We start from the raw sequence: 24,719 nt of genomic DNA, 5'->3' as shown, positions 1-24,719 counted from the left end.
TCCTTCTATTAAAACTGGCTTAGGGCTTCACTGATAGGGGTGTCTCCAGAGGCTGCTTCAATGGTTGAATGAAAGACCGCTTCCTGGTCAAGGGACTCTACCAGAACTTCAGCAGCTTCCTCGCGCGGTATCTCGGCTTTTCGGTCATGGATTTTCTCCGACAGGGTAATGGTTCCGTTCCCGGGATTGTCCGTTAATTGGCCAATCCGAACCACTGTGTATACTAGATCGGCAGCTTTGAGCATATCCTCCGGAAGATCCTTCGCCGCAATTTTGCGGGAAGGGTCTGTTTCGCTTTCCTCTGCTTTAACTGCACTCATCATCACAAATCTCCTGACATTTGATTTTTGTGCCAATTGGATGATGTCGGATATAGATTGGTGATTGACCATAACGGTTTTGCCGGTATGTTTTTTAGGATTGACGCCTGTCAAGTAAATCACTGCATCTGATGCCTGCAGATAGGGGATCAGCTTTTCCTCGTCATAAACAATTGCCTGTACTGCCCCCATCTTGATCAGATCTTCCATTTGGTTTTCATTTGCCGCAACGGCAAGAGCTTCATGCTTCCTGTCAGCGAGCTTCCTGATTACAAGCTCACCGACATCTCCATTGGCACCGATTACAATTACCTTCATGCTAACGCCTCCTTTACACATAAAAGGATAACAACGGGATTATAAAGCTCATCAAAACCCTTTGTAAAGGGAATGAGAGGAAAAAAATAAGGTTTAATAATTATGAAAGTTGAAAGATGTTTCACTGGGGGTGTTAATATCTATTTTTGTATAATTCTTATATAATAGGTATGATTAGCACGAGCACGAAAGGATGTAAGAAATCTTGAAAAATAGAAAGCTTATCGTCATTCCCATTATGATACTTGTAGCTGGGGCTGCAATGTGGATGCTGAATAAGGATTATCAGCAGATAGACCTGATGATCCGCTTGATGATAGCAGCCGGTGCAGCACTATTATCAGGTGTGATCTCCTATTTTTTATTCAAGCCGGAAAAAGAAGAACAATAAAATGCCTGCTCCCTGGATGGGGGACAGGCATTTCTTTTTTGGGGAACTTTTACAATTCTGATGCGTATATAAGCTGAAGGGAGCTGATGAAGGTGAACCATGTTAAAGAATGCCCGAGATGCAAAGGGACAGAATTTGCAGAAGGCACTGACTATGTGGCAGTCAGGCCACTGAATAAAAAACTCTCAACTGGATCTTTGAAGGTCTTTCGCTTTTGTTTAAGCTGCGGGGAGATTGTTTCAATCAGAGTTGAAAATCCAGGCAAGTTTAGAAGCAAGTGACGGGAAAAGAGGCGGAATGAAGCTGAAAAATAGGAAGCGAAGCGGAAAACGATCACCATAAACGCTTCCTGAAGTCCAAAATCAGGGAGCGAAGGTGAAAGTGGTTGCCATGAACGCTATATACCGCCTTTTGTGTATGTCTTCCACCGCCAGCCTCCCCGCATTCCTATTTCTTCCGCTTAAGCAGCTGTAAATCAATGTACAGCTGGCATCTTGTGTTAAAGTCGTCAAAGTCGATTGAGGTCAGGTCAGTAATTTGTTTCATTCGGTATTTTAATGTATTGGTATGGATGAAAAGCTGCTCCGCTGTCGGCTTAAGGCGGCAGTTGTTCAGTAAATACACTTCAAGCGTCTTAAGCAGGCTGGTTTGGCTCTCCAGGTCTTTTTTCTGCAGCTTCATAAGGTCTTCATTTACATAATTAGTTTTGCTGTTATGCTGGGCGATCGGCTCCAGGTAACGGAACACCCAGAGCTTTTTATACTCATAAGGCAGTTCTTCAGGCGAACCGATGAATTTGGCGGCTTTGATGACTTCCAGGGCCTCTCGATAGCTTTTGCGAAGTTTGAGGATGGAGGAATATTCTCCTCCGATTCCCGCATAAACAGTCTGCTGCCTGAATTGGCTTAGAACGGTATTGGTTAATTCGTGTGCGTCTTCTGAAAGGCTGCCGGGTGCAGGGGAGCTGCTGCCGATCATAACGATGATCTCATGCTGATTCGTAAAGATGTGAGCGGGATGGCTGAGAGCATTTGCGAACAGCCGTACAGTTTCATTTAATTCCGCAAACATCTCTTCATCTCCCTGAACGACCGTAAATACATTGATGATAAAGGCCTCCGGGAGGATGATTTTAACATTGGCTGCCTCCCACTTAATCTGATCTTCCGTCTGATACGTGCAATCAATGATTTTTTGATAAAATTGATGTTTTTCTTCTTCTTTGCGGAGCTTCTTCAGGTTTTTCTGATATAAAAGCTTTCCAATATGGAAGGAAACGTCATGCAGAAATTTCATTTCGCTTTCTGACAGGAAGCCGTCCAATTCCTGAACCCAAATAAATCCAAGTATCTGCTCTTTATATTTAGCGCTTACAACTACGCGCTGGTTAAGTCCGATTTCTTCCATTTTCTTAATTCTGAAAGGCTCAGGGATTGTCTTTAACTGATCAACAATGCCTTCATCCATAAATTTCTCCAAAATGGGAATGGGCCATCTCTTCGAAAAAATAGTCTGCTGGTTCGCTAAATCAAAATGTTCAATATAATACGAGCTATAAGCCAGCAGCGAGAATTGCTCATCCTCGATGACAACAGGCTTCTTTAAAAAAGTGCTGACCATTTCTGTGATCTCATCAATATCAGTCAAAGTAAGGATTTTCTCCAGCGGCTGGCTCATTAAGCTCCCTCCTAAATATTGATGTTCTTATTATAGTGAAAAACAGTGACAGGCACCACCCGAATTTTGTCGAAAGAAAAAGGACCGGGCATTTTCAAGGCCCAGTCCAGGTAGATTTAGGTTGTTTTAATGTTTTTTCAAATTCGGCAAATTGTTTTTCAATTTCTGGAGAAGGCTTTGCAGTTAGAAGGCTTACCACTATGATAGCGATTAAGCTGGCAGCAAAGCCTGGAATCATTTCATAGAGGAAGTCTGATAAGCCGGCTTGAGACCAAATGATGACAGTGCTTGCCCCAACAATCATTCCTGCTAATGCTCCCCATCTTGTCATGCGCTTCCAATATAAGCTGAGAATGATAAGCGGTCCGAAAGCGGATCCGAAACCAGCCCATGCATAACCCACAAGGTCCAGAATCGTTTCATTTTTCTCCCATGAAATAATCAATGCAATGACAGAAACCAGCAATACAGATAATCTTCCTATTGTAACTAATTCCTTATCTGTAGCTGAGCGGCGGAAGAATGTCTTATATAAATCTTCCGTTAATGAGCTTGATGTTACAAGCAGCTGTGATGAAATGGTACTCATGATAGCTGCGAGAATTGCCGAGATTAAAAAGCCGGTGATGATCGGGTGGAATAAGACCTCACCAAGGAGGATGAAGATCGTTTCGGGATCTTCGATGCTAATCCCTGTATCAGCCACATAAGCAATACCCACAAATCCAGTCAGCATAGCTCCGATGCTCGAGAAAATCATCCATCCCATCCCAATGCGGGTGGCTTTCTTGATTTCTTTAACAGAACTGATAGCCATAAAGCGGACGATAATATGAGGCTGACCAAAATAGCCAAGGCCCCATGCAAAAAGGGATACGATGCCTAATAGACTTGTTCCTTTAAAGATATCAAGGAAAGCTGGATTGATTGTTCTGGCAGTATCAATTGCCGGCCCGAATCCTCCTACATGGAAAAGTGTTACTAATGGTACAAGAATAAGGGCAATAAACATAATCAGACCCTGAACAAAGTCTGTCCAGCTAACCGCAAGAAATCCTCCAAATAGTGTATAAGCTACAACAACAGCAGTAATGATCCACAAACCTGTGTGGTAATCCAGCCCGAAAGTGCTCTGGAATAAAACTCCCCCGGACACCATGCCTGATGATACATAAAAGGTAAAGAAAATTAAGATAACTAATCCTGAAATCAGGCGTAGGATTTTGGAAGCATCTCCGAATCGGTTTTCTAAATAGCCAGGAATCGTAATAGAATCATTGGCTACCTCAGTATACGTGCGAAGCCTGGGTGCCACATAGATCCAGTTTGCCCATGCTCCAAGAGTCAAGCCGATGACAATCCAGGAAGCGCTTAGGCCAGTGGCATACATGGCTCCAGGAAGGCCCATCAGCAGCCATCCGCTCATATCGGAAGCACCCGCACTTAAAGCAGTTACCGCAGGACCCAGTGTTCGTCCTCCGAGCATGTAATCTGATAGATTGGAAGTCCGTTTATACGCATAATAGCCAATCCAAAGCATTCCAATCATATACACGGTAATAGATATAATTAATGCATAATCCATTTGAAAAGCCTCCTTTTGTTGGTTTAACAAAATATTTAGATAAAATAAGCGATGAGAAAGCAGTGGTTTGCTTTCTCATTACCTAGAAATCAAGAATGGTTTCTTTTATTATAGTTATAAATTAATATTTTGGAAGAAAAATAATATTAATTTTTGAAAATGCCCTTAAAAGCAAATGCAATATTAGCCGGGCGTTCAGCGAGCCTTCTCATGAAATATCCATACCAGTCCATCCCGTAGGGTACATAGACCCGCATCTTATAGCCTTGCTTTGCCAGCTCCAGCTGTGTTTTATTCCTCATGCCATAAAGCATTTGAAACTCGAAACGATCGTTTGAAATGTTATGCTTCTTTGCTAATTCTTTTGTGTACTCAATGATCTGATCATCATGGGAAGCTATTGCTGTATAGTTTCCGTTTAAGAGACTTTGTTCTATTAATTTCTTATAGTTTTCATCAACATCTGTCTTCTCAGGAAATGCATGCTCAGGTGCTTCTTTATAAGCGCCTTTTACCAGTCTTAAGAAGGGCTGGTATTTCCCCAGATCCTCCAGGTCCTTTTCAGTCCGGTACAGGTACGCCTGCAGAACGGTGCTTACACAACTGTACTTCTCTTTAAACTGTTTAAACAAATCGATCGTTGCCTGGCAGCGCGGTACATCCTCCATATCAATTGTCACCATAATCTTATGCTTCTCCGCAGTATCAAGAATTCTGGTCATATTTTTCACAACAAGATCATGATCGATATCAAGACCAAGGGAAGTCATTTTTAGGGAAACCTGTGAATCAAGTCCTTCTTTGCTGATCATTTCAATGGTTGAAATACATTCCTCTGTCCGTTCATTAGCCACTTCAACAGAATCAACAAATTCTCCCAAATGGTCCACTGTTACAGAAAGTCCTTGGTTATTCAGATCTCTGATAAAGCGGACGCTGCTTTTGAAATCAACTCCGCCAATTAATTTGCCTGCGGCAAAACTTCCGCCTCTGTTCTGGGCAATTTTATTCAGTAAGCTATTTTTTGATAAATATAGAAAAAAGTCTCTTGTAATCGCTTCCATTTTAACAAGCACCTCCATAGGTTATATCTTTAGATTAATCTTACAATTCTGTGACAAGTTACGACAATGTTCATAAAAAACAAAGATTCTGTAACTCTATTGTTGACAGAGGACAATGAAAGGCTGCATTTTCCAGACAATGAAACATTTGCTTCAATACAAGGCAGCATCCATTTTCCGTTGTCAATTAATATGTAAGAAAAGTTTCCATATTAATGTTTACATTGACAAGCATTTGTATTTAAATAGTAATATAGTTTTGAATATTAACTTATTTCTGAAAACGGGGGTTAGAGAAAATGAGAAAGCAGTTAAAGAAATTTGCGCAATTTACAGCATTGTCAAGTTTGCTTGTCCTCTCTGCATGCGGCGGCAACCAGGCTGCAGGGGATGAGGATGGGGAGAGCAGCGGAGGAGCCGTTAAAGCGGATATTGGAGTTATTTCCTATATCAGCGGACCGGGTGCAGCTTATGGTGAAGCTATCACAAATGGCTTAAAGCTCGCACAGGAAGAAATCAATGGCAAGGGTGAAGTCGAGATTAACCTTGTTATAGAAGATTCAGCCGGCAAGCAGGATCAGGCATTGACAGCAGCACAAAAGCTTATGAATTCAGAGAATGTGACAGCCATTATCGGACCTACATTAAGTACAGAAATGAATGTAGTTGGTCCGGAAGCCGATCTGAATGGAGTGCCGATTATGGGAACTTCAACAACGGCAGAAGGGATTCCGCAAATTGGGGACTATGTCTTCCGCAACTCGCTGCCTGAAGCACTGGCGATTCCGGCTTCAATAGATAAAGCCATTGAGAAATATGATGCTAAAAAAGTAGCAATTCTATATGGAAATGATGATGTTTTTACAAAATCGGGCTTTGACACAATGAAAAAAGCAGCGGAAGAGAAGGGCCTTGAAATCTTAACGATTGAAACGTTCCAAAAAGGCCAATCAGATTATAATGCTCAGCTCACAAAAATTAAAGGTTTAAAGCCGGACCTTATTCTGGCTTCAGCTCTATACAATGAAGGTGCGGTCATCATGGATCAGGCAAGGAAAATGGGCATTGATGTTCCGTTTGTCGGAGGAAACGGCTTCAATTCTCCTGAGGTCATCAATATTGCAGGGGATGCAGCAAATGGCCTGATTGTGGCAACTCCCTGGTATGGTGAAAAAGAAGATGATAAGGTCAAGGAATTTGTAAGTAAATATGAAAAGGAATACGGCAAAAAGCCGGATCAGTTTGCAGCACAGGCATACGATGCTCTGTACATAATGGCTGAGGCATTGAAGAATGCCGGTGAAGCTGACCGTGATGCACTTCGTGATGCTCTGGCCGAGGTCAAGGGCTTTAATGGAATTCTTGGAGAATTCTCTTTTGATGAAGAAGGAGATGTCGTAATGGATCCGACCGTTTTGGTTATTGAGAACGGAGCATTTAAGGAATTTAATTAAAAAGCTGCGAAAGTGAAGCTCTGGCGCCTTCAGTGCCAGAGCTTACTTTTAAGAAAATTACTAGTAAGCAGGTGAATGCCGTGTTAATCGAACAATTAATAAACGGAATTACCCTTGGCAGCATTTATGCCATCGTTGCACTTGGGTTTACATTGGTTTTCGGGGTGCTTGGGATTATCAATATGGCACACGGAGAAATTTTTATGTTTGGAGCCTTCATTGGTGTTGTTGTCACTTCTACATTTAAAGGGCCGCTTTGGCTGGCCTTTCTGGCAGCGATAGCTGTAACTGCTGCTATGGGATATTTGCTTGAAAGGTTTGCCCTGAGGCCGCTTCGGAATAAACAGGGGGTATCCCATCTGGCGCCATTGATCAGCACAATTGGTGTATCGATACTGCTGGAAAACCTGTCCCACCATATTTTTGGCCCCGGCAACCATCCTTTCCGTGCATCTTTTGCGGAAATCAGCTTCCAGATCGGTTCGATAACTGTGTATCTTGTGCAGATTGTCATCTTTGTCATATCTGTTCTTCTCATGTATGCCCTTTCTTTTTGGCTGGGCAAAACCAAGGCAGGAAAAGCACTAAGAGCAACTGCTGAAAATCTGGAAACGGCAAGCCTCCTTGGTGTTGATGTGAAAAGAACAATTACAATGACGGTAATTATCGCATCGGCAATGGGAGGGATTGCCGGGATTTTAGTCGGGATGGCATTTAACTCTGTAACGCCGCAGATGGGTTTATCCATTGGGCTAAAAGGACTTGCCATCATCATCCTTGGCGGCATGGGGAATGTCAAAGGAGCGATGGCAGGGGGCCTTATCCTTGGTCTGGCCGAAACCTTTGTCGTTGTTTACGGCGATTCAGGATACAAGGATGCAATCGCTTTTGCAGCCATTATCATCATACTTCTCATCAGGCCGCAGGGATTGTTTGGCCAAAAAATTTCAGCGTAAGAAGGTGAATTCATGCTTGCAGAATTAATAAATCCATATTATTTACAGGTAGCTTCTTTTATATTAATCAACATTATATTAGGGGTTAGCATTTATATTACTCTATCAACTGGACAGCTCTCGCTCGCCAATGCAGGGTTTATGGGGATCGGTGCCTATACCTCTGCACTATTGACGCTGAATTTTGACCTTCCGATTATAGTGGGAATACTGGCAGGCACTTTATTGGCGGGGGTATTCGGAATCCTGATCGGGATACCGACATTAAGGCTTCAGGGTGTTTATCTTGCCATTGTTACCCTCGGGTTTGGAGAGGTTATCCGCGTTATTTTTGTAAACTGGGAGTCAATGACAAAGGGAGCTGTCGGTTTATCAGGCATACCGCATATGGGCCGTGAGCTGCTGAATACTTTAAAAGATTTTGGCTTTGATCCGAAAATACTTGGGCTTCAAAATAACCAGTTTGTATTTCTTGCTATCTTCCTCATTTTATTAGGGGTGACAATCAGCATCATCACATTTTTCAGAAGGCAGAACCGCTCAAGAGTAGGACGGGCTTTCGCAGCGATTAAGCTGGATGAAAAAGCTGCAGAATCAATGGGCATCAATATCACCTATTATAAGGTCCTGGCATTTGCACAGGGTGCACTGGTAGCGGGATTTGCGGGTGCACTATTTGCACATGTTCTTGCGTACATAAGCCCTGCCGATTTTGCCTATCACCGTGCTGTAGAGATTCTGATTTTCGCCGTTTTCGGGGGAAGCGAAGTAATCTGGGGACCGGTGTTTGGGGCGCTCTTTTTAACTGTAATGCCGGAAGTGCTCCGATTTATCAGCGAATACCGCTACATGATTTACGGTCTGATCATTATAATTATGATGGCAGTCAGGCCTCAGGGATTAATTGATGTAAATATTTTAAACTGGGTCAAGCTTAAAACACCAAAGAGGAGGCAGAAGCATGGTACTTCAAGTCAAAAAAGCATCTAAAAACTTTGGCGGGCTAAGTGCCCTGTCTGATGTCTCGTTCTCTATAAATCAGGGTGAAATCTTTGGGCTGATTGGTCCGAATGGCGCCGGTAAGACAACAATGTTCAATCTGATTACATCGATGTTTACTCCTTCCTCAGGCGAGATTATCTTTAATGAAGACAATATCAATGGCTTAAAGCCGCATCTGATCACGAAAAAAGGCATTTGCAGGACATTCCAGAATATTCGTCTGTTTCCGCAGATGACAGCAGAAGAAAATGTGATGGTTGGGGAGCACTGCCGAAGCAAATCAGGGGTATTCAGCAGTGTATTCAGGACAAAATCACAGCGGCAGGAAGAAGAGAGAATCCGCAGCAAAGCGAATGAACTATTAGAGTTTGTAGGGCTGGGCGGGTTCGCGGAAACTGTATCAGACAGCCTCGCATACGGCCAGCAAAGAAGGCTGGAGATTGCCCGTGCTTTGGCCAGCTCTCCTAAATTGCTGCTGCTCGATGAACCGGCAGCCGGGATGAATGAAACAGAAACAAGCGAATTATTTCAGCTTATCAAAAAAATTCAGGAACAGGGCATCACGGTCCTGTTGATTGAGCATGATATGCCGCTTGTCATGAAATTATGCGACCGTATTGCCGTCCTTAATTTCGGCAAGAAGATTGCTGAAGGCACACCAGCTGAAATCCAGAATAATCCTGATGTCATCGAAGCGTATCTCGGCAGCGAGGAGGAGGATATGTATGCTTAAGGTAAATGGGATTAACGCTTTTTACGGGAAAATCCAGGTTCTGAAAGACATCAGCCTTGAAGTGGAAGAAGGCAGCATCGTTACGATCCTGGGCGCAAATGGAGCAGGGAAGACAACGACCATGAAAACCATTTCCGGAATGCTTAAGCCCCAATCCGGCAGCATTCAATTTCAGGGGGGAAATGTAACGGAACTCAGGCCGGACCAGCTGCTGCGCAAAGGGATTGCCCTTGTTCCGGAAGGCCGCCAGATCCTTTCCGGAATGACGGTGCTTGAAAACCTTGAAATGGGGGCATACCACCGGAAGGATAATGAAGTAGACCAGGATATTAAGAAGGTAATGGAGCGCTTCCCTATTCTTGAAGAAAGGCAGAAGCAGCTTGGCGGAACATTATCCGGCGGACAGCAGCAGATGCTGGCCATTGCGAGGGCAATCCTCAGCAAACCAAAACTGCTTCTTCTTGATGAACCATCAATGGGGCTGGCTCCGCTGATCGTGGCTGATATCTTTAAAATTATTAAAGAAATAAATGAAGCGGGCACGACAGTTTTACTTGTAGAGCAGAATGCAAGGCAGGCACTTAAAATATCCGATTATGGGTATGTCCTGGAAACAGGCAAAATGGTAGCTGAAGGAAGCTCACAGAAGCTTCTGAATGATCCGCGCATCATGGAAGCATACCTGGGACGGAAATCAAGTTAACACTGAAAGGCCGAATCTTATGATTTGGCCTTTTATATTTCTGCCTGGTGCATTGTGGTAAAATCAGTGAGAAAAGAATTATTTGTACAATATTTCGGAGGACACATGAAAAAGTTTATGAAGATCTTAAAACGGCTAATTATAGTTTTATTAGTTCTCGGCGTATTTATGTTTTTAAACAATACCTCCCTGCTTACAAAAGAAAGAGATGCTGAGCCGCTGCTTCTTGCACATAGAGGAATGGCACAGACCTTTCATATGGAAGGGATCACAGGTGAGACGTGTACCGCTGAACGAATCTACGAACCTGAACACTCCTTTCTTGAGAATACGATTCCATCCATGGATGCAGCTTTTGAAGAAGGGGCAGATATAGTTGAACTGGATATTCAGCTTACAAAGGATGGACAATTTGCTGTGTTCCATGACTGGGGGCTGGAATGCCGGACAAATGCAAAGGGCAATACAAGAGATTATACGATGGAAGAATTAAAAAAGCTGGATATCGGGTACGGCTATACAGCGGATCAAGGAAAAACCTATCCGTTCCGCGGTAAAGGAATCGGAATGATGCCAAGCCTGGATGAAGTCATGAAAGAATTTCCGGAAGGAGATCTCTTAATTCATATAAAAAGCAATGACCCTGAGGAAGGAGTCATGCTTGCTGAATACCTTTCTATGCTTCCAGCAGAAAGATTGGAGAAAATAGCTGTATATGGAGGGGACAGGCCAATCGCCGCCCTGAAGGAAGAAATGCCCGGAATGCGTGTTATGTCAAAGGCAACATTGAAAGAGTGCCTTCTCCCTTATATAGGAGCAGGGTGGACAGGCTATATGCCAAATGCCTGTAAAAATACACAGGTTCATATTCCTGAATCGTATACAAAATTATTATGGGGATGGCCAAATAAGTTCCTGAACCGAATGGATGATGCAGGCACAAGAGTCATTGTGGTTGCAGGGGACGGAAGCTGGTCGGAAGGCTTTGACAGACCTGAAGACCTGGAACGGCTGCCTGATGGTTATTCAGGAGGCATTTGGACAAACAGGATTGAGCTGATTGCCCCCATATATAAAAAAGAATAGACGCCTGGTTTTATCCAGGCGTTTTAAATTTTTTTAATGGAATTATTTAAAAATTTTGTAAAAAAGATTATGATAATGATAGGATTATTTAGTTTAACGAAGGATTTTATGAGAATGATTATACATATATTAACTGCAATTACAGCTTGGGGGACTATAAATGGGGAAAATGTTAGCATTTCTTAAGCCTTACCGGATAGCGGTGGCTATAGCTCTGTCATTAATGCTGACGGAGCTTGCTGTTGAGCTTATTCAGCCATTATTAATGGCTAAGATCATAGATGAAGGCATTTTGCAGAATGATCTTCAGGAGGTCGTTAAGTGGGGAGTCATCATGCTGGCGGCTTCTTTTGCGGCTTTTGCAGCTGGAGTCATTAATTCCTTTTATGCTGCACATGTCAGCCAGAGCTTTGGTTTTGATGTAAGGAAACGCTTATATGACAAGGTTCAATCCTTCTCCTTTGCCAACTTTAATCTATTTCCAACCTCTTCATTAATTACCCGTATGACGAATGATATTACGCAGCTTCAGAATACTGTTTTTATGAGCCTTCGAATCATGATGAGGGCGCCTCTTTTAATCATCGGCTGTCTGATCATGGCATTTGTGGTGGATGTGAAGCTTGCTCTTATCTTATCAGCTGTGGCCCCTTTTCTTTTTCTATTTCTGTTTTGGGTAATGGGAAAAGGCGGCACACTTTTTAAGGCAGTACAGGAAAAGCTTGACTCTGTGAACAGCGTTATGCAGGAGAACCTGACGAGAATCCGGCTGATTAAAGCGTTTGTCCGCAGAAATCACGAAGTGAAACGCTTTACACATACAAATGAGGATCTTAAAGATAGTACTGTCAAAGCATTGCGTCTGATGGAAGTGACCATGCCTGTTCTGCTTTTCTTTATGAACCTCAGTATTCTTGGAGTCCTTTGGTTTGGCAGCATACAGGTGAATTCAGGGGATGTAAAGGTAGGCGAGGTAGTTGCGATTGTAAACTATGCAACCAGAATAACCGCTGCCTTCTCCATTTTTTCCTGGATTATCATGGCATTTTCAAGGGCAAGAGCATCAGCAAACCGTGTAACAGAGGTACTGGACACTGAAGTCGATTTGACTGACCGTTCCGAATCCCATGATCTAAAGGACTTAACTGTGAGCCAGGGAGAAATCCGCTTTAAAGATGTTTCTTTCAAATATCCCGGAACTTCAGAGAAGGTCCTCGATGGCATCAGCTTTACCGTCCATCCCGGGGAAACAGTGGCGATATTGGGTGCAACAGGCTCCGGAAAAACCTCTCTGTTCCAGCTGATCCCCAGGCTTTATGATGTAACCGGAGGGAAGGTGGAAATTGATGGGCACGATGTCAGGGAGCTGAAAATGGAGAACCTCCGCATGAAAATCGGTTTCGTGCCTCAGGAAGCCCTGCTCTTTACAGGCAGTGTGAGAGAGAATATTTCATGGGGCAAAGAACATGCAGCGATGGATGAAATCACTGAAGCAGCTGTCAATGCGCAGATACATGAAACCATCATGAAGCTTCCGCAGGGCTATGAAACAAGAGTGGGGCAAAAGGGTGTTAACTTATCAGGCGGGCAAAAGCAGCGTCTTTCCATTGCCAGGGCGCTTGTAAGAAAGCCTAAAATCCTGCTTCTTGATGACAGCACAAGTGCACTGGATATGAAAACAGAAGCCAAGCTTCTGAGTTCACTGAAAAAATATACCTGCACAACCATGATTATTACGCAGAAAATCAGTACAGCAATGGAAGCCGACAGAATCTTATTGCTTGAGGATGGAATGCTTCTTGCTGAAGGAGACCATGAGAATCTTCTTAAAACATCCGGATTGTATAAACGGATTTTTCAATCCCAATCTGGAGAGGAGAACAGAGACTATGCTTAAGCACCTGATAAAACCTTTCCAATACAAAAAGATTCCACTTGAGCCGAATGGAGAATTTCCTATAGGAAAAAAGCCTAAGTCTGAAAACATGGGGGCTGCACTCAAAAGAATCTGGTCCTATTTAGCCTTTAATAAGGGTTTGCTATATCTCGTTTTATTAATGGTGGTCATCAGCTCGGCAATGGGGCTGCTCGGCCCATATTTAGTCGGGATGGCTATTGACGATTATATTGTCACAAAGAACAGCGATGGATTTATAGCCTTGCTGATCTGGCTGGGAGTCATTTATATGATGAACTCACTTGCCCTCTGGTTTCAGAATTATTGGATGATCGGCATAGCACAGGAAACGGTTTTTACAATGAGAACAAAGCTTTTTAGCCATTTGCACAAGCTGCCGATTCCGTTCTTTGACAAGCGGCAGCAGGGAGAACTGATGAGCAGGGTAACAAATGATATTGAAAATGTCAGCTCGACTCTGAACAGTTCAGTGATCCAGGTTTTTTCCAGTCTGCTGACCCTGATTGGAACTGTCTCCGTTATGCTTTGGCTAAGTCCTTTGCTGACCCTTATTACCCTGATCATTGTGCCGCTTATGTATTTGGGCATGAAGTGGATTACAGCACGGACAGGAAGGCTTTTTAAGGAGCAGCAGAAGAATCTTGGAGAGCTGAACGGCTATATTGAAGAGACCATATCAGGACAGAGGATCATTAAGACCTTTTCACAGGAACAAAAGGTGATGGCCGAGTTCCGGGAAAAAGGGGAAAAACTTAAGCTGGCAGGGTTTTGGGCCCAAACCTATTCCGGGTTTATTCCGAAATTAATGAATGTCCTGAACAACTTGAGCTTTGCCATCATCGCCGGAGTAGGGGGGATATTTGCCCTGAACGGGATGATTTCAATCGGTGTGATTGTCGTGTTCACGGAGTATTCCCGCCAATTTACACGTCCGCTTAATGACCTGGCAAACCAATTTAATACCCTGCTCTCTGCGATTGCAGGAGCAGAGCGGGTATTTGACATTATGGATGAGGAGGAAGAATTCCGAAATGAAGAAGAGCTGAAGGAGCTTGCCGAAGTGAAAGGCGAGATCGAATTCCAGGATGTTTCTTTTTCATATGATGAAGACGGAAATACGGTAAGAAACGTAAGCCTCCATGTCAAAGCAGGCCAGACCGCTGCTTTCGTTGGCCCGACAGGTGCAGGAAAGACCACCATGATCAATTTGCTCTCCCGCTTTTATGAACGGGACTCAGGCCGTATTTTAATTGACGGTCAGGATATCGCATGTGTGAAAAAAGAAAACCTCAGAAAACATATGGGCTTTGTGCTGCAGGATTCCTTCCTATTCCGCGGCACTGTTCGTGAAAATATCCGCTACGGCAGGCTGGAGGCTTCAGATGAAGAAGTGATGGAGGCAGCTAAGCTAGCCAATGCGCATTCATTTATCATGAAACTTCCTCAGCAGTATGATACAATGCTGAGCCAGAATGGAAATGGCATTAGCCAGGGGCAAAAGCAGCTTCTTTCCATTGCACGGGCATTTCTGGCAAACCCGGACATATTAATTCTGGATGAAGCCACAAGCAGCATTGATACAGTGACAGAGCTTAAAATTCAGGATGCTCTCCAGGAGCTGATGAAGGGAAGGACCAGCTTAGTCATTGCCCATCGCTTGAACACAATTCAAAAGGCCGATGAGATTTTTGTACTGGAAGAGGGCAGGATTATTGAAAAAGGAACACATGAATCTCTGCTTAAACAGGAGGGCTTTTATTACCGGCTGCATGGTAAAGCAGCAGCAAGGGCAAATGCGTGATGAATATTTAAAGGCGGACTTGATTTTAAATCAAATCCGCCTTTTCGCTTATCCATCAAATAATATTTTTTTCTTTTGCTTCTTTTAGCCAGTCCGGGAATTCATTTAGAAGGAGGTCATATAGTTCGTTATCCGAGATGGCCTCAATATCTTTAATGTGGAAAAAATTTGCGTTATCAATATAGCGGCCATCCATTTCATCCAGCTTTTCCAATACCTCAAAGTTCGAATCACCTATCCCGACAAACTGCCAGAACAATGGTTTATCGGAAGATGAAACAACCGGTTTTTTGATTGTTCTTTTGCAGCCGCCATCATTAATGAAAACAATGAATGCAGGATCTTTGCTCGGATCTTCAGAGGTATATTTCTGAATGACATCCTCCATTACCGGAGGCTCATCATTTCTTCCGAATTTGTGGATCAGATCATTATTTAGTATATACTGATCGACATACCCTTCAAAATCATGTTCGGTTACCGGCTTCAGCCTGGAAAATTCATTATCATAAACCCAAACATCCAATGCGCCATCATCATCAAATTGGCTGGCAACAGCTAAGATTCTTTCCACAACCCGCTGAACGTTCCCATTTTTATATAACTTTCGCATGGAGCCTGAAATGTCCAGCACCAAACCTACTCTCGCAGTAACATTTGTCAGGTTCTTTTTCTCCAGCACAATGCCGGCTGATTTTTTTAATAAACTAATAGAGCTCATCGGTGAATCCCCCTTTTATCATATAGTCAAAAATTTACCATATTGGGAGTCTATTCACATTAAAAAAGCATCTTAATTAGAAAATTTCATAGCAAAGCCGATCAGCATTTTTTGATATAAATGAATGGAATGCGGAAGGACGTATTCCTGATCACCGTGCCAGTTCATGCCGGTTGGGCCAAATTCAATAGCCGGTATTCCGTAATTGGCAAAGAACACAGTATCCGCAGAACCATGCTGTCCAAAGAAAACAGCTTTATCTTCGGTGTGCTTTTCCACGATCGGTTCAAGCATCTGGATGAAAGGATTATCTCTTTCTGTCACAAGAGGCTTTGAGAACATATTCATGATAATTTCCCCATCTGTGATATTTTCGATTTGTTTGATGATCTCTTCATGATTCTGCTGGGGCAAATAGCGGATATCATAAGACATTACACATTTTTCAGGCACCTTATTATACACATCTCCACCGGCTATTTTTGCCAGATTAATTGAAGGATATGGGAAAAAATCCGATGATTCCTTTGCAAAAGGAAGTTCTAATAATTTTTGATGTACTTCAAAAGCCTTTTCAATAGCATTGATACCTTCCCATGGGCGGCTTCCGTGGGCTGGATCACCTTCTATCTCTATGTCCAGCCTGATAACCCCTTTTGCTTCGAGGGCAATACCAAGCTGAGTCGGTTCTGAGCAAATGACAAAATCGCCACGATATCCCTGTTCTGCCAGATACCCGGAACAATTAAAACCGCCGACTTCTTCATCTGAAACAATTTGAAGCTGTATTTTTACGCCAATAGGCATATTTTTGAGCTCTTTTACTGCGCACATCATGGCAGCAACCCCGGCTTTCATATCCGCAGCTCCCCGACCATAAATCTTATCGCGGACTTCTACAGGAATGAACTGTTCATCCTTTCCTGATACAACATCCACATGTCCGTTAAAAATAATGGTCTGATCTCCGCTTCCAATCTCGCAGACAGCCATTTTATAGCCATTATTTTCGATGATTCTGGAAGGGAGGTCATGTCCTGACAGCCATTGATGGCAATATTCAATGGCCTGGTTTGCTCCCTCCTTTGAAGAGCTGTCAATGGAAATGAGATCTTTCAGTAAGTTTTCAAGCATATGTCAATGGTCCTCCTTTAAAACAGCAATAAATTTACACAGTCCTCTCTTACTATTCCCGCTTTGGGAGGTTGAAAACAGCCTGTTTTATGATGGCCCAATAATTGTGAAGAATTGGTGAAGTGTATTGCGAAAAGGGGAGGGATGGAGTATATTATAAGTGAGGAAAGTTAGTGAAGTGTTTCACAAATTAATTCAAAAAACAACTTCACTAAAGCATTCCTTCCTCCTAAGAGCTGGCCGGCTTTTTAAATCCCCAAGAGGGAAAAATTTTTAAGATATTATGTGAAATTATTCACAATAATAACATGGAGATGATTATGATGATGAAATGGTGGAAAACTCCTCAGGCAGCAGCTGTTTGGACCGTATTAAGGGTTTGGCTGGGTATTCAGTGGCTTGAAGCAGGATGGCATAAGGTAGCAGACGGATTTGATGCAGGCGGATTTATGCAGGGGGCCATTGCCAAAGCAGCTGGCGATCATCCGGCAGTGCAGGGCTGGTATGCCGGATTCCTGGAAAATGTAGCACTGCCAAACGCAGACTTATTCAGCACTCTAGTGGCATGGGGTGAAGTTCTTGTCGGGGTTGGCCTTATACTTGGAGCTGCGACCATTCCGGCTTTAATTGCAGCAGCTTTCATGAATCTAAACTTCTTGTTAGCAGGAACAACAAGCACTAACCCAATACTGTATACAGCAGCAATCATCCTTCTATTTACAGGCGCAGGTGCTTACTACTGGGGAATTGACAGATTCGCTTATCCATATATAAAGACAATGATGAAAGGCGGTCACGGCATAGGCAAAAGAGAAGCACACACCCATTAAGCACAAAAGAAGAAGCAGGAACCCGATGGTTCCTGCTTCTTTATTTACCTTTGAGCTAGCGCTTCTTTCGGCTTTTTGCCCGCTGATCGGCAGCCTTGGAACGTGCCATTGCCTCGAGATCATCTTGATCGGCGAGTTCGCGGTTAAATTCTACGTCAATGCCGTCAGATTTCATGTTTTTCGGTACTTGTGGAAGTGATGCTTTGTTTTTATCACGAGTTTTATGTCCATGTGCACGGCCCATTGCAAATAACCCCTTTCAGCAATAAAGGTACGGAAACTCAGGTGTTTCCGTACCTTTATCATGTACCATCGATCAGGGCGGTATGAGTGGAAATTAATGTTTGGACTGTCTGCCTGCAAATCCGCCGGCCTTGTCAGCCCGTTTGAATTCTCTTGAATAAGTTACTTCCTGCATGCTTGATAACGTGCTTTTGGATTTGTCTTTTTTCTTTTTATCCACTTTGCATCATCCTTTCAGAATAAGGGTACACACTTACCTTATTTTTCCCTTATTTGACATAAATGATACAAATTTCATTGATAAATATTCCTTAGAGCTGAACGTAAATCCGGATATAAAAAGTCATAGCCTAATGCCTGCAGTTTTTCAGGAAGCACCTTTTGCCCTTCCAGTACCAATGTACTCATCTCCCCGAGAGCTATTTTTAAAGCAAAACCGGGAGCGGGCAGCCAGTGGGGGCGATTAAGGACTTCACCGAGTATTTTTCCAAATTCTTTCATTGTCAGGGGATTTGGTGATGTAAAGTTAACGGGCCCCTGCAGCTGCTCGTATTCAATGCAATAAAGGATTCCGTTTACAACATCATCTAAATGAATCCAGGAAACCCATTGATCCCCTGTTCCAACAGACCCTCCGGCAAATAGCTTGTAGGGAAGGGCCATTCGCGGAAGAGCTCCATCGCTCTTTTCGAGAATGATTCCAAATCTGCAGAAAACGGTCCGGACTTCAAATTCTTCTGCTTTGGAGGCCTCTTCTTCCCAGCATCTTACTGTTTCAGCTAAAAAATCAGTGCCGCTTTTGCTGTTGGCTTCTGTAAAGGTTTCATTCCGGGATGTGCCATAGTAACCGACCGCACTGGCATTGATTAATGTATACGGCTTTTCTTCAAGGCGGCTAATGATGCGGAGAACTTCCCTTGTGGCAGTAATGCGGCTGTTTAATATACGCTTTTTGCGTTCATCTGTCCATCTTCCGCTGTTAATGGACTCACCAGCCAGGTTGATAAACACGTCAATGCTTTCCAGTGCATCCTCAGGTGAGTCATCATCGTTCAGCCATTGTACATATTGCAAATTTTTAGAAGCATGCTTATCAGCTGAATTCCTTGTAAGAATAAACAGTTCATGTTTTTTATCCAGTAATTTTTTAACCAAGGCGCTTCCAACAAAACCAGTTCCGCCGGCGATGGCAATTCTCATGGGAAATTCCCCTTTCAAGTGTCATATACTTTGGTACATTTTACGACGTTTTCTTTCAAAATCCTTTTTTGGATGTGTTACATTTAAGATAAGAGGTGGAGAAAATGCCGACTATTACGAAAATCACAGTTCAGAAAAAAAATACAGACCGCTACAATATATATATGGATTATGGGAAAGGTGAAGAATATGCATTTAGTGTGGATGAAGATGTTTTAATTAAGCATCAGCTAAAAAAGGGAATGGAGCTTGATGAATTCTCCTTAAATGAAATTGGCTATCAGGATGATATCCGGAAAGCCTATAACAGGGCTATTCATTATTTATCCAGAAGAATGCGCTCAGAAACCGAAGTCCGCAAACATTTAGCTGAAAAAGAAGTGGAAGAACCGGTTATTCAGGAAGTTATCCACAAATTGTATGATTACCATTTTTTAAATGATGAAGAATTTGCAGCAGCTTTTGTACGTACACAAATGAACACATCAGATAAAGGTAAAGGCCTGATCCGTACAGAACTAAAGGAAAAAGGGATTTCCCCTCAATTAATCGAAATGGCATTGGAGGAATATCCAAGGGATGCTGAGTTAGCTGCCGCTATAAGGCTGTGTGAAAAATATTCAAAGAAATATGCCCGTGATTCATCCAAAATCCTTAAGCAAAAGCTGGAACAGATGTTAATGCGTAAAGGCTTTAATTTCGACATCATTCAAGAAGCTGTAACTGAAACGGAGATTGATAAAGAAGAGGATGAAGAACTGGCTGCCCTTAGGTTCCAGGCGGAAAAAGCGAAGAAGAAATATGCAAACCTTCCTGAGTTCGAATATATGCAAAAAATGAAGCAAGCCTTGTTCAGAAAAGGTTTTTCTTTTGATTTGATAGAGCAATTTTTAAGTGAAGAAAAATAACACATGGAAGCCCATGTGTTATTTTTTTGACTCGATGACAATTGAGTCTTCTTCTATATGATCCAGAATCATGGCTGCCACTGCTTTAGGAGAACGAAGCATCGATTTGTCCTTGATATGGTCGTTTTCATCCCAGAAAGGGGTATCCATGCCGCCCATATAAACCGCTTTAACTTTAATATTTGTATTCTCCAGTTCCTTCTGAAGGCTCTCCGTAAACCCTCTTACAGCGAATTTGCTTGCCACATACACGGATTCATTTACTTTCCCTTTTAAGCCCGCAGTCGAGATGATATTCATCAGCAGGCCTTCGTTTTTTTCCTTTAAAAGGGGGAGAACGGCCTGTGTCATATAAATAGTGCCCAGCGTGTTAGTTTCGAACATTTCCTGAATGTCATGAGCTGAAAGGCTGTTAACAGGCCCGAAATGTCCAACCCCGGCATTGTTTATCAGGCCATAAAGTTCATGGTTTTGGAGTTGCGTCATCAATTTGCTGATGTCTTTGGTTTGTGTGATATCTACAGTATAGGATTGAGCGCTTCCGCCGGCTTCATGAATTTCCTGTTCCACGCTCTGCAGCTTTTCCAATGTCCTGCCAGTTAAAATAATATGAAATCCCTGTCCCGCAAACAATAAAGCAAGCTCTTTTCCCAAGCCTGACCCCGCGCCGGTAATGATGACTGACTTCATCTGAATCCTCCTTTGAAACGTCTTATAATCACCATCTTAGCAAAAAAGTCCAGCACATGCGAAATGCATTAAAACAAAAAACAGGAGCCTTTTCTAAACGGGCATTTTCTCATATACTTAGCTATGGAAGCCTTAACAGTAAATGTAACTATCTGAAGAAAGTAAGAGGATATTAATATGCAGGAAAAAAGATACAGTACAATGACTACGTATGAGCTTCAGCAGGAAATTGCCAGTTTAAATGAAAAAGCAAGGAAAGCGGAACAGATGGGTATGGTAAATGAGTTTGCCGTGCTTGAACGCAAAGTCATAATGGCGAAATCCTACCTGCTCAATCCAGATGACTTTTTACCTGGTGAAATTTATGAAATTGACGGGGATCCGGGTGTTTACTTTAAGATTGACTATATGAATGGAGTATTTGCCTGGGGATTCCGGCTGAACGGAAGTAAAGGCGAAGAGGCTCTGCCCATTTCCATGCTGAAAAAATTAGAGAAAAAAGGATGACCTGACGTGGAGTAAAAAACAATCAGAGGGGGAAAAGCCCCCCTGATTGAAATTTCACTTTAAGAGTTTTTGCGAATCTGCCTTTTTAAAATAATGAGGTCTTGAGTTTGCTGGGTCTCGCCATTTACTTGTGAATGTGCACGTTTTGGCCTAAAGTGCGGTGAAGTAAATGGACTGGAATAAGGATTATCACCAAAAAAGTTTTTGCTGTTTCCCATAACCAAGCCTCCCTGTATTTTAAAATTCAGGTGTGTCACTTTCACGGTCTGTTGAAGCTTTCATTCGTTCCTGAGGGTGTGTGTTAATGGTGCCATCAGCCCGGCGTGAAGCATACTCTGCTTTTGCCCGCGGCTCCCCCTCCAGTTTTATATTGTTCTGATTTGGGAAATTTCTCGCTTTATTGCGCATAACAAGCCTCCTAAACCGGAATAAGAACGTGACCGGCATATAGCGAATCACGTAATACTATTATCTGTATTTTACGGAAGGCTATGAAGGATTAAGGGAATTAATAAATGGAAAAGAGGTGATTTTTATGAATGAATACCAGCAAAAGCTTTATGAGCTTTTATTGGAAAAGAATAACATGCTTTCAGCAAGTCAGGCCCGGACATGGATTGAGCTGCTCTGGGAAGATTTCGAAGCAACATATGCCAAAGCTGGCAGAGAATATAAAGGTGCTGAAATGACAGAAAGAATTGTAAGACAATGGATAGATAACTATGGCAGCAGGCTCCATGAATTTGTTGCCAATAATCCTAAATACAAGCATTTGCTTGAGCAGGATAAACATAAGCTACATTAAAAACAGGCTGCCATTAGTAGCAGCCTGTTTTTATTAGCCGGGAAGAATATCCAGTTTTTTTCGAAGCTTTTCCTCGCTGAAAATCCAGCCTGTATAGGATGATTGAATGTTAAGCTCCCGATCGAGCTGGACCACGGCTACAAATGGGTAATGTCCATTGCTCCGGTAGCGAAGGTCGATGAAGCGAACTTCATAATAATCATCGTATTCATCCACTTCCCAGCGGTAAACTGGTGAGAAGGACAAGAATGCAGATAGATTTTTATCTTTCTTCGCGGCTTCTATAACAGGTGTCTCGGGAACCGGAACGCGATTAAATTGATCGAGAATCCGCACATGGTTTTTAACAGCACGCCCGACGAAAAATTGCTGCCTGCTCATAACCGCCACACGCCATTGATTAAACCTCATCGTTGGGGCGATGATGATTTCAGTTGCATCCGGGATCATAACTTTTACGGCATTTAATACACTTCTCTGCGCTGCAAACCGCAGAAGATAATAAATGAAAATAATGCCATAAATGATTAAAAATGTATAACCGGGATGAGCCCCAAATGCCCAAATGAATAATCCTGCGACATGGATCCCAAAAATGAATGGGTCAAATGTGTTAATAATCCCCAGTGCTACCCATTTAGAGGAAAAGGGCCTGAGTGCCTGTGTTCCATATGCATTAAATATGTCTACAAAAACATGCAGGAAAACAGCCAAAAAAGTCCATAGCCATAAGTGAAGCAAATTCGCTGAAGGAAAAAAAGGATAAACCACTGCAAGGATGGCAAGTGGCCAAAGCAGTACTGCCGGTATGGAGTGGGTAATTCCCCTGTGATTGCGAATATAAACGGCATTATTTCTTAGTTTTAAGACAGTATCTATATCGGGTATTTGTGAACCGACGATGGCTCCAATCATGACACTCGTTGCTGTAGCAGAACTCTCTGCAACAACGGGATCAAGAGTGGCTATGCCGCCAAGCGCCAGCCCCATTACTACATGTGTGCCGGTATCCAAGAGGAAAATACCTCCTTCCCTAGTAACAAATCTTACGTGGGCTAATAATTTCTGCGATTGCTCTTATTTAAAGTGTATCAGCAAAATTCTTGTATTAACAGCTGAATATGGGTACTTTTAAAGGTGTCGCAAAAGTTGAAGCAAAATGTTCAATTTATTAATAAGAAGCGACTGTACTAATATATTCCCATATTTTCCGATTGTTTAACATCAGGAGGATTAAAAAATTGAAAGAAGTTAATCAAAATACAATTGAATCAACGGATATAAAAGGTTTTCAAGATGATTTGCTCAGGTGGTTCGAAGCCGAGCAAAGGGATTTGCCCTGGAGAAAGGATCAGGATCCGTACAAAGTCTGGGTTTCTGAGATTATGCTTCAGCAGACGCGGGTGGATACGGTAATCCCTTATTTTCACCGTTTTATTGAACAGTTTCCGACCATCAAGGATCTTTCTGAAGCAGACGAAGAAAAGGTATTAAAAGCCTGGGAGGGTCTGGGCTATTATTCACGGGCAAGAAATCTTCAGGCTGCCGTCCGGGAGGTTCATGAAAAATATGGCGGAAAAGTTCCGGATACGCCAAAAGAGATCTCCTCCTTAAAAGGAGTAGGACCCTATACTGCAGGGGCCATTCTCAGTATTGCGTACGGAATACCCGAACCGGCTGTGGACGGCAATGTAATGCGTGTCCTTTCGCGAATCCTATCCATCTGGGAAGATATCGCCAAGCCTTCTTCCAGGAAAATCTTTGAGTCTTCCGTCCGAACATTAATTTCACATGAAAATCCGTCCCACTTCAACCAGGCGCTAATGGAGCTTGGCGCATTAATATGTACACCAACTTCGCCTTCCTGCTTATTATGCCCGGTGAGGGAACATTGTACTGCGTTTTATGAAGGGACTCAGCAGGAGCTGCCCGTAAAAACGAAAATCAAAAAGCAAAGAAATGTGCAATTAGCAGCAGCGGTCCTTATAGATGAACAGGACCGGGTTCTCATACACAAAAGACCTGGAAAAGGCCTGCTTGCTAATCTCTGGGAATTTCCGATGGCAGAGATCAATATTGCCTATGTAAGCGACAAAGAGCAGATGAAGGATGCGTTCAGCACACAATATGGCGCCCATGTGGATATACAGGAAATGACGGGTCAGATCGAACACGTTTTTTCCCATTTAACATGGAACATAAATGTTTATAAAGGAAAATTATTAGAACTTAAAGAGGAAAAAAATGATTTGAAATTAGTCACTCTTGAAGAAATGAAGGAATTTCCTTTTCCGGTTTCCCATCAGAAAATCTGGAAGCAATATTTGAAAAGCTAAGAATAGCAAAAGGGGGGGCGTGCCCCCTTTTTCAATAAGGTTAATCGTAGCTAACCCTGGTTCCATGAGTATAATCGGCTTCCTGCCTTTTCAGGCCGCCGCGGTTTTCTATTTCTTCAATAATCTCCCTATGAATCGTCTGGCCCTCAGCATTTAAATAAGGCATGATCTGCTGAAATGAATGATGGTAAAAAGCAAGCTCGCTGTCCTTCCAGTCCGATTTCGACATCATGGAAAGCTCAGTCATATCACGACCCACAAACATATGCCATCTTCCTTTCCTCAATTGGATTACAGATAGTGTTTTAATTCGAATTGCCATATATACATGGAAAAA

At 42.7% G+C, this 24,719-nt stretch carries 29 protein-coding genes; 15 read left to right on the top strand and 14 right to left on the bottom strand.

The window, feature by feature from the left end:
- Window positions 1-8: 8 nt before the first annotated feature.
- Window positions 9-638, bottom strand: coding sequence for an NAD(P)H-binding protein (locus tag BFI01S_RS15320; protein WP_061793389.1), 630 nt, complete (start codon window positions 636-638; stop codon window positions 9-11).
- Window positions 639-843: 205 nt separating this feature from the next.
- Between BFI01S_RS15320 and BFI01S_RS15315 the strand changes: the two genes are divergently transcribed.
- Together BFI01S_RS15315 and BFI01S_RS22605 are read left to right on the top strand one after the other, a co-directional pair.
- Complete coding sequence (locus BFI01S_RS15315; protein ID WP_035326541.1) at window positions 844-1,029, top strand: hypothetical protein; 186 nt, start codon at window positions 844-846, stop codon at window positions 1,027-1,029.
- A gap of 86 nt (window positions 1,030-1,115) precedes the next feature.
- A complete protein-coding gene (locus tag BFI01S_RS22605; RefSeq protein WP_169799776.1) occupies window positions 1,116-1,310 on the top strand; it encodes a hypothetical protein in 195 nt (64 codons plus the stop codon).
- A gap of 166 nt (window positions 1,311-1,476) precedes the next feature.
- Here BFI01S_RS22605 and BFI01S_RS15305 read toward each other — a convergent pair whose 3' ends face one another.
- The 3 genes from BFI01S_RS15305 to BFI01S_RS15295 all read right to left on the bottom strand — a co-directional run bounded on the left by BFI01S_RS15305 (window position 1,477) and on the right by BFI01S_RS15295 (window position 5,355).
- Window positions 1,477-2,706, bottom strand: a complete 1,230-nt coding sequence (locus BFI01S_RS15305) for a PucR family transcriptional regulator (RefSeq protein WP_061793387.1) — start codon at window positions 2,704-2,706, stop codon at window positions 1,477-1,479.
- Between the two features lie 94 nt (window positions 2,707-2,800).
- Complete coding sequence (gene putP / locus BFI01S_RS15300) at window positions 2,801-4,291, bottom strand: sodium/proline symporter PutP (RefSeq protein ID WP_061793386.1); 1,491 nt, start codon at window positions 4,289-4,291, stop codon at window positions 2,801-2,803.
- A gap of 146 nt (window positions 4,292-4,437) precedes the next feature.
- On the bottom strand, window positions 4,438-5,355 hold the full coding sequence (locus BFI01S_RS15295) for a proline dehydrogenase family protein (RefSeq protein WP_061793385.1): 918 nt from the start codon (window positions 5,353-5,355) through the stop codon (window positions 4,438-4,440).
- Window positions 5,356-5,654: 299 nt separating this feature from the next.
- Here BFI01S_RS15295 and BFI01S_RS15290 point away from each other — a divergent pair, with 299 nt between their 5' ends.
- The 8 genes from BFI01S_RS15290 to BFI01S_RS15255 all read left to right on the top strand — a co-directional run bounded on the left by BFI01S_RS15290 (window position 5,655) and on the right by BFI01S_RS15255 (window position 15,008).
- Window positions 5,655-6,809, top strand: a complete 1,155-nt coding sequence (locus BFI01S_RS15290; protein ID WP_061793384.1) for an ABC transporter substrate-binding protein — start codon at window positions 5,655-5,657, stop codon at window positions 6,807-6,809.
- 80 nt (window positions 6,810-6,889) lie between these two features.
- Window positions 6,890-7,765, top strand: a complete 876-nt coding sequence (locus tag BFI01S_RS15285) for a branched-chain amino acid ABC transporter permease (protein WP_048011758.1) — start codon at window positions 6,890-6,892, stop codon at window positions 7,763-7,765.
- A gap of 12 nt (window positions 7,766-7,777) precedes the next feature.
- A complete protein-coding gene (locus tag BFI01S_RS15280; protein WP_061793383.1) occupies window positions 7,778-8,755 on the top strand; it encodes a branched-chain amino acid ABC transporter permease in 978 nt (325 codons plus the stop codon).
- On the top strand, window positions 8,727-9,500 hold the full coding sequence (locus BFI01S_RS15275) for an ABC transporter ATP-binding protein (RefSeq protein WP_061793382.1): 774 nt from the start codon (window positions 8,727-8,729) through the stop codon (window positions 9,498-9,500). The genes BFI01S_RS15280 and BFI01S_RS15275 overlap by 29 nt, the downstream gene beginning before the upstream one ends.
- Window positions 9,493-10,203, top strand: a complete 711-nt coding sequence (locus tag BFI01S_RS15270) for an ABC transporter ATP-binding protein (RefSeq protein WP_061793381.1) — start codon at window positions 9,493-9,495, stop codon at window positions 10,201-10,203. Before BFI01S_RS15275 ends, BFI01S_RS15270 begins: the two co-directional genes overlap by 8 nt.
- A 105-nt stretch (window positions 10,204-10,308) precedes the next feature.
- Window positions 10,309-11,289 (top strand): glycerophosphodiester phosphodiesterase family protein, encoded by a 981-nt coding sequence (locus BFI01S_RS15265; protein ID WP_061793380.1) that lies wholly within the window; start codon window positions 10,309-10,311, stop codon window positions 11,287-11,289.
- Between the two features lie 160 nt (window positions 11,290-11,449).
- Complete coding sequence (locus BFI01S_RS15260) at window positions 11,450-13,186, top strand: ABC transporter ATP-binding protein (protein WP_061793379.1); 1,737 nt, start codon at window positions 11,450-11,452, stop codon at window positions 13,184-13,186.
- Window positions 13,179-15,008, top strand: a complete 1,830-nt coding sequence (locus BFI01S_RS15255; protein ID WP_061793378.1) for an ABC transporter ATP-binding protein — start codon at window positions 13,179-13,181, stop codon at window positions 15,006-15,008. Before BFI01S_RS15260 ends, BFI01S_RS15255 begins: the two co-directional genes overlap by 8 nt.
- Before the next feature lie 55 nt (window positions 15,009-15,063).
- On the opposite strand, the gene BFI01S_RS15250 is transcribed toward BFI01S_RS15255, so the two are convergent.
- Together BFI01S_RS15250 and BFI01S_RS15245 are read right to left on the bottom strand one after the other, a co-directional pair.
- The gene (locus BFI01S_RS15250; RefSeq protein ID WP_061793377.1) at window positions 15,064-15,729 is read right to left on the bottom strand and encodes a vWA domain-containing protein; all 666 of its coding nucleotides are present in this window, start codon (window positions 15,727-15,729) and stop codon (window positions 15,064-15,066) included.
- A 72-nt stretch (window positions 15,730-15,801) separates the two neighbouring features.
- Complete coding sequence (locus BFI01S_RS15245; RefSeq protein WP_061793376.1) at window positions 15,802-16,863, bottom strand: M20 family metallopeptidase; 1,062 nt, start codon at window positions 16,861-16,863, stop codon at window positions 15,802-15,804.
- Window positions 16,864-17,189: 326 nt separating this feature from the next.
- Between BFI01S_RS15245 and BFI01S_RS15240 the strand changes: the two genes are divergently transcribed.
- Window positions 17,190-17,693, top strand: coding sequence for a DoxX family protein (locus BFI01S_RS15240; protein WP_048011779.1), 504 nt, complete (start codon window positions 17,190-17,192; stop codon window positions 17,691-17,693).
- Window positions 17,694-17,748: 55 nt separating this feature from the next.
- Here BFI01S_RS15240 and BFI01S_RS15235 read toward each other — a convergent pair whose 3' ends face one another.
- The 3 genes from BFI01S_RS15235 to BFI01S_RS15230 form a co-directional block, all read right to left on the bottom strand.
- Window positions 17,749-17,937 (bottom strand): YfhD family protein, encoded by a 189-nt coding sequence (locus BFI01S_RS15235; RefSeq protein ID WP_061793375.1) that lies wholly within the window; start codon window positions 17,935-17,937, stop codon window positions 17,749-17,751.
- Between the two features lie 93 nt (window positions 17,938-18,030).
- On the bottom strand, window positions 18,031-18,156 hold the full coding sequence (locus tag BFI01S_RS22600; protein ID WP_081757217.1) for a YfhE family protein: 126 nt from the start codon (window positions 18,154-18,156) through the stop codon (window positions 18,031-18,033).
- 74 nt (window positions 18,157-18,230) lie between these two features.
- On the bottom strand, window positions 18,231-19,136 hold the full coding sequence (locus tag BFI01S_RS15230) for a TIGR01777 family oxidoreductase (protein WP_061793374.1): 906 nt from the start codon (window positions 19,134-19,136) through the stop codon (window positions 18,231-18,233).
- A gap of 104 nt (window positions 19,137-19,240) precedes the next feature.
- Here BFI01S_RS15230 and recX point away from each other — a divergent pair, with 104 nt between their 5' ends.
- A complete protein-coding gene (recX, locus tag BFI01S_RS15225; protein ID WP_061793373.1) occupies window positions 19,241-20,044 on the top strand; it encodes a recombination regulator RecX in 804 nt (267 codons plus the stop codon).
- Between the two features lie 18 nt (window positions 20,045-20,062).
- On the opposite strand, the gene BFI01S_RS15220 is transcribed toward recX, so the two are convergent.
- Entirely contained in the window at window positions 20,063-20,734 is a 672-nt protein-coding gene (locus tag BFI01S_RS15220; protein ID WP_061793372.1) for an SDR family NAD(P)-dependent oxidoreductase, read from the bottom strand.
- A gap of 177 nt (window positions 20,735-20,911) precedes the next feature.
- On the opposite strand from BFI01S_RS15220, the gene BFI01S_RS15215 reads away from it, so the two are divergent.
- On the top strand, window positions 20,912-21,241 hold the full coding sequence (locus BFI01S_RS15215) for a YfhH family protein (RefSeq protein WP_061793371.1): 330 nt from the start codon (window positions 20,912-20,914) through the stop codon (window positions 21,239-21,241).
- A gap of 59 nt (window positions 21,242-21,300) precedes the next feature.
- Here the strand turns inward: BFI01S_RS15215 and BFI01S_RS22595 are convergent, their stop codons facing one another.
- Both BFI01S_RS22595 and BFI01S_RS15210 read right to left on the bottom strand, forming a co-directional pair.
- Window positions 21,301-21,459: a YpzG family protein gene (locus BFI01S_RS22595; protein ID WP_009335831.1), complete on the bottom strand. Its 159-nt coding sequence runs from the start codon at window positions 21,457-21,459 to the stop codon at window positions 21,301-21,303.
- 19 nt (window positions 21,460-21,478) lie between these two features.
- A complete protein-coding gene (locus BFI01S_RS15210) occupies window positions 21,479-21,649 on the bottom strand; it encodes a small, acid-soluble spore protein K (RefSeq protein WP_048011772.1) in 171 nt (56 codons plus the stop codon).
- 127 nt (window positions 21,650-21,776) lie between these two features.
- Between BFI01S_RS15210 and BFI01S_RS15205 the strand changes: the two genes are divergently transcribed.
- The gene (locus BFI01S_RS15205) at window positions 21,777-22,046 is read left to right on the top strand and encodes a YfhJ family protein (protein WP_061793370.1); all 270 of its coding nucleotides are present in this window, start codon (window positions 21,777-21,779) and stop codon (window positions 22,044-22,046) included.
- A 33-nt stretch (window positions 22,047-22,079) separates the two neighbouring features.
- Here the strand turns inward: BFI01S_RS15205 and BFI01S_RS15200 are convergent, their stop codons facing one another.
- Window positions 22,080-23,060, bottom strand: a complete 981-nt coding sequence (locus BFI01S_RS15200; protein ID WP_061793369.1) for a metal-dependent hydrolase — start codon at window positions 23,058-23,060, stop codon at window positions 22,080-22,082.
- A 227-nt stretch (window positions 23,061-23,287) separates the two neighbouring features.
- On the opposite strand from BFI01S_RS15200, the gene mutY reads away from it, so the two are divergent.
- Window positions 23,288-24,382, top strand: a complete 1,095-nt coding sequence (gene mutY / locus BFI01S_RS15195; RefSeq protein ID WP_061793368.1) for an A/G-specific adenine glycosylase — start codon at window positions 23,288-23,290, stop codon at window positions 24,380-24,382.
- A 40-nt stretch (window positions 24,383-24,422) separates the two neighbouring features.
- Here mutY and yfhS read toward each other — a convergent pair whose 3' ends face one another.
- On the bottom strand, window positions 24,423-24,647 hold the full coding sequence (yfhS, locus tag BFI01S_RS15190; RefSeq protein WP_019383506.1) for a mother cell protein YfhS: 225 nt from the start codon (window positions 24,645-24,647) through the stop codon (window positions 24,423-24,425).
- Window positions 24,648-24,719: the final 72 nt, after the last annotated feature.

It is taken from the genome of Cytobacillus firmus NBRC 15306, from assembly GCF_001591465.1.
GTDB lineage: Bacteria > Bacillota > Bacilli > Bacillales > Cytobacillaceae > Cytobacillus > Cytobacillus firmus.
The sequence above is the reverse complement of the archived record's forward strand: the minus strand, read 5'-3'. Positions and strand labels throughout refer to the sequence as shown.

What these genes read in the sequence shown, in the direction of transcription:
- BFI01S_RS15320 (WP_061793389.1), bottom strand. Translation starts at nt 638, where the DNA reads ATGAAGGTAATTGTAATCGGTGCCAATGGAGATGTCGGTGAGCTTGTA.
- BFI01S_RS22605 (WP_169799776.1), top strand. Translation starts at nt 1,116, where the DNA reads ATGAAGGTGAACCATGTTAAAGAATGCCCGAGATGCAAAGGGACAGAA.
- BFI01S_RS15305 (WP_061793387.1), bottom strand. Translation starts at nt 2,706, where the DNA reads ATGAGCCAGCCGCTGGAGAAAATCCTTACTTTGACTGATATTGATGAG.
- putP (WP_061793386.1), bottom strand. Translation starts at nt 4,291, where the DNA reads ATGGATTATGCATTAATTATATCTATTACCGTGTATATGATTGGAATG.
- BFI01S_RS15295 (WP_061793385.1), bottom strand. Translation starts at nt 5,355, where the DNA reads ATGGAAGCGATTACAAGAGACTTTTTTCTATATTTATCAAAAAATAGC.
- BFI01S_RS15290 (WP_061793384.1), top strand. Translation starts at nt 5,655, where the DNA reads ATGAGAAAGCAGTTAAAGAAATTTGCGCAATTTACAGCATTGTCAAGT.
- BFI01S_RS15280 (WP_061793383.1), top strand. Translation starts at nt 7,778, where the DNA reads ATGCTTGCAGAATTAATAAATCCATATTATTTACAGGTAGCTTCTTTT.
- BFI01S_RS15275 (WP_061793382.1), top strand. Translation starts at nt 8,727, where the DNA reads ATGGTACTTCAAGTCAAAAAAGCATCTAAAAACTTTGGCGGGCTAAGT.
- BFI01S_RS15270 (WP_061793381.1), top strand. Translation starts at nt 9,493, where the DNA reads ATGCTTAAGGTAAATGGGATTAACGCTTTTTACGGGAAAATCCAGGTT.
- BFI01S_RS15265 (WP_061793380.1), top strand. Translation starts at nt 10,309, where the DNA reads ATGAAAAAGTTTATGAAGATCTTAAAACGGCTAATTATAGTTTTATTA.
- BFI01S_RS15260 (WP_061793379.1), top strand. Translation starts at nt 11,450, where the DNA reads ATGGGGAAAATGTTAGCATTTCTTAAGCCTTACCGGATAGCGGTGGCT.
- BFI01S_RS15255 (WP_061793378.1), top strand. Translation starts at nt 13,179, where the DNA reads ATGCTTAAGCACCTGATAAAACCTTTCCAATACAAAAAGATTCCACTT.
- BFI01S_RS15250 (WP_061793377.1), bottom strand. Translation starts at nt 15,729, where the DNA reads ATGAGCTCTATTAGTTTATTAAAAAAATCAGCCGGCATTGTGCTGGAG.
- BFI01S_RS15245 (WP_061793376.1), bottom strand. Translation starts at nt 16,863, where the DNA reads ATGCTTGAAAACTTACTGAAAGATCTCATTTCCATTGACAGCTCTTCA.
- BFI01S_RS15240 (WP_048011779.1), top strand. Translation starts at nt 17,190, where the DNA reads ATGAAATGGTGGAAAACTCCTCAGGCAGCAGCTGTTTGGACCGTATTA.
- BFI01S_RS15235 (WP_061793375.1), bottom strand. Translation starts at nt 17,937, where the DNA reads ATGGGCCGTGCACATGGACATAAAACTCGTGATAAAAACAAAGCATCA.
- BFI01S_RS15230 (WP_061793374.1), bottom strand. Translation starts at nt 19,136, where the DNA reads ATGAGAATTGCCATCGCCGGCGGAACTGGTTTTGTTGGAAGCGCCTTG.
- recX (WP_061793373.1), top strand. Translation starts at nt 19,241, where the DNA reads ATGCCGACTATTACGAAAATCACAGTTCAGAAAAAAAATACAGACCGC.
- BFI01S_RS15220 (WP_061793372.1), bottom strand. Translation starts at nt 20,734, where the DNA reads ATGAAGTCAGTCATCATTACCGGCGCGGGGTCAGGCTTGGGAAAAGAG.
- BFI01S_RS15215 (WP_061793371.1), top strand. Translation starts at nt 20,912, where the DNA reads ATGCAGGAAAAAAGATACAGTACAATGACTACGTATGAGCTTCAGCAG.
- BFI01S_RS22595 (WP_009335831.1), bottom strand. Translation starts at nt 21,459, where the DNA reads ATGGGAAACAGCAAAAACTTTTTTGGTGATAATCCTTATTCCAGTCCA.
- BFI01S_RS15210 (WP_048011772.1), bottom strand. Translation starts at nt 21,649, where the DNA reads ATGCGCAATAAAGCGAGAAATTTCCCAAATCAGAACAATATAAAACTG.
- BFI01S_RS15205 (WP_061793370.1), top strand. Translation starts at nt 21,777, where the DNA reads ATGAATGAATACCAGCAAAAGCTTTATGAGCTTTTATTGGAAAAGAAT.
- yfhS (WP_019383506.1), bottom strand. Translation starts at nt 24,647, where the DNA reads ATGTTTGTGGGTCGTGATATGACTGAGCTTTCCATGATGTCGAAATCG.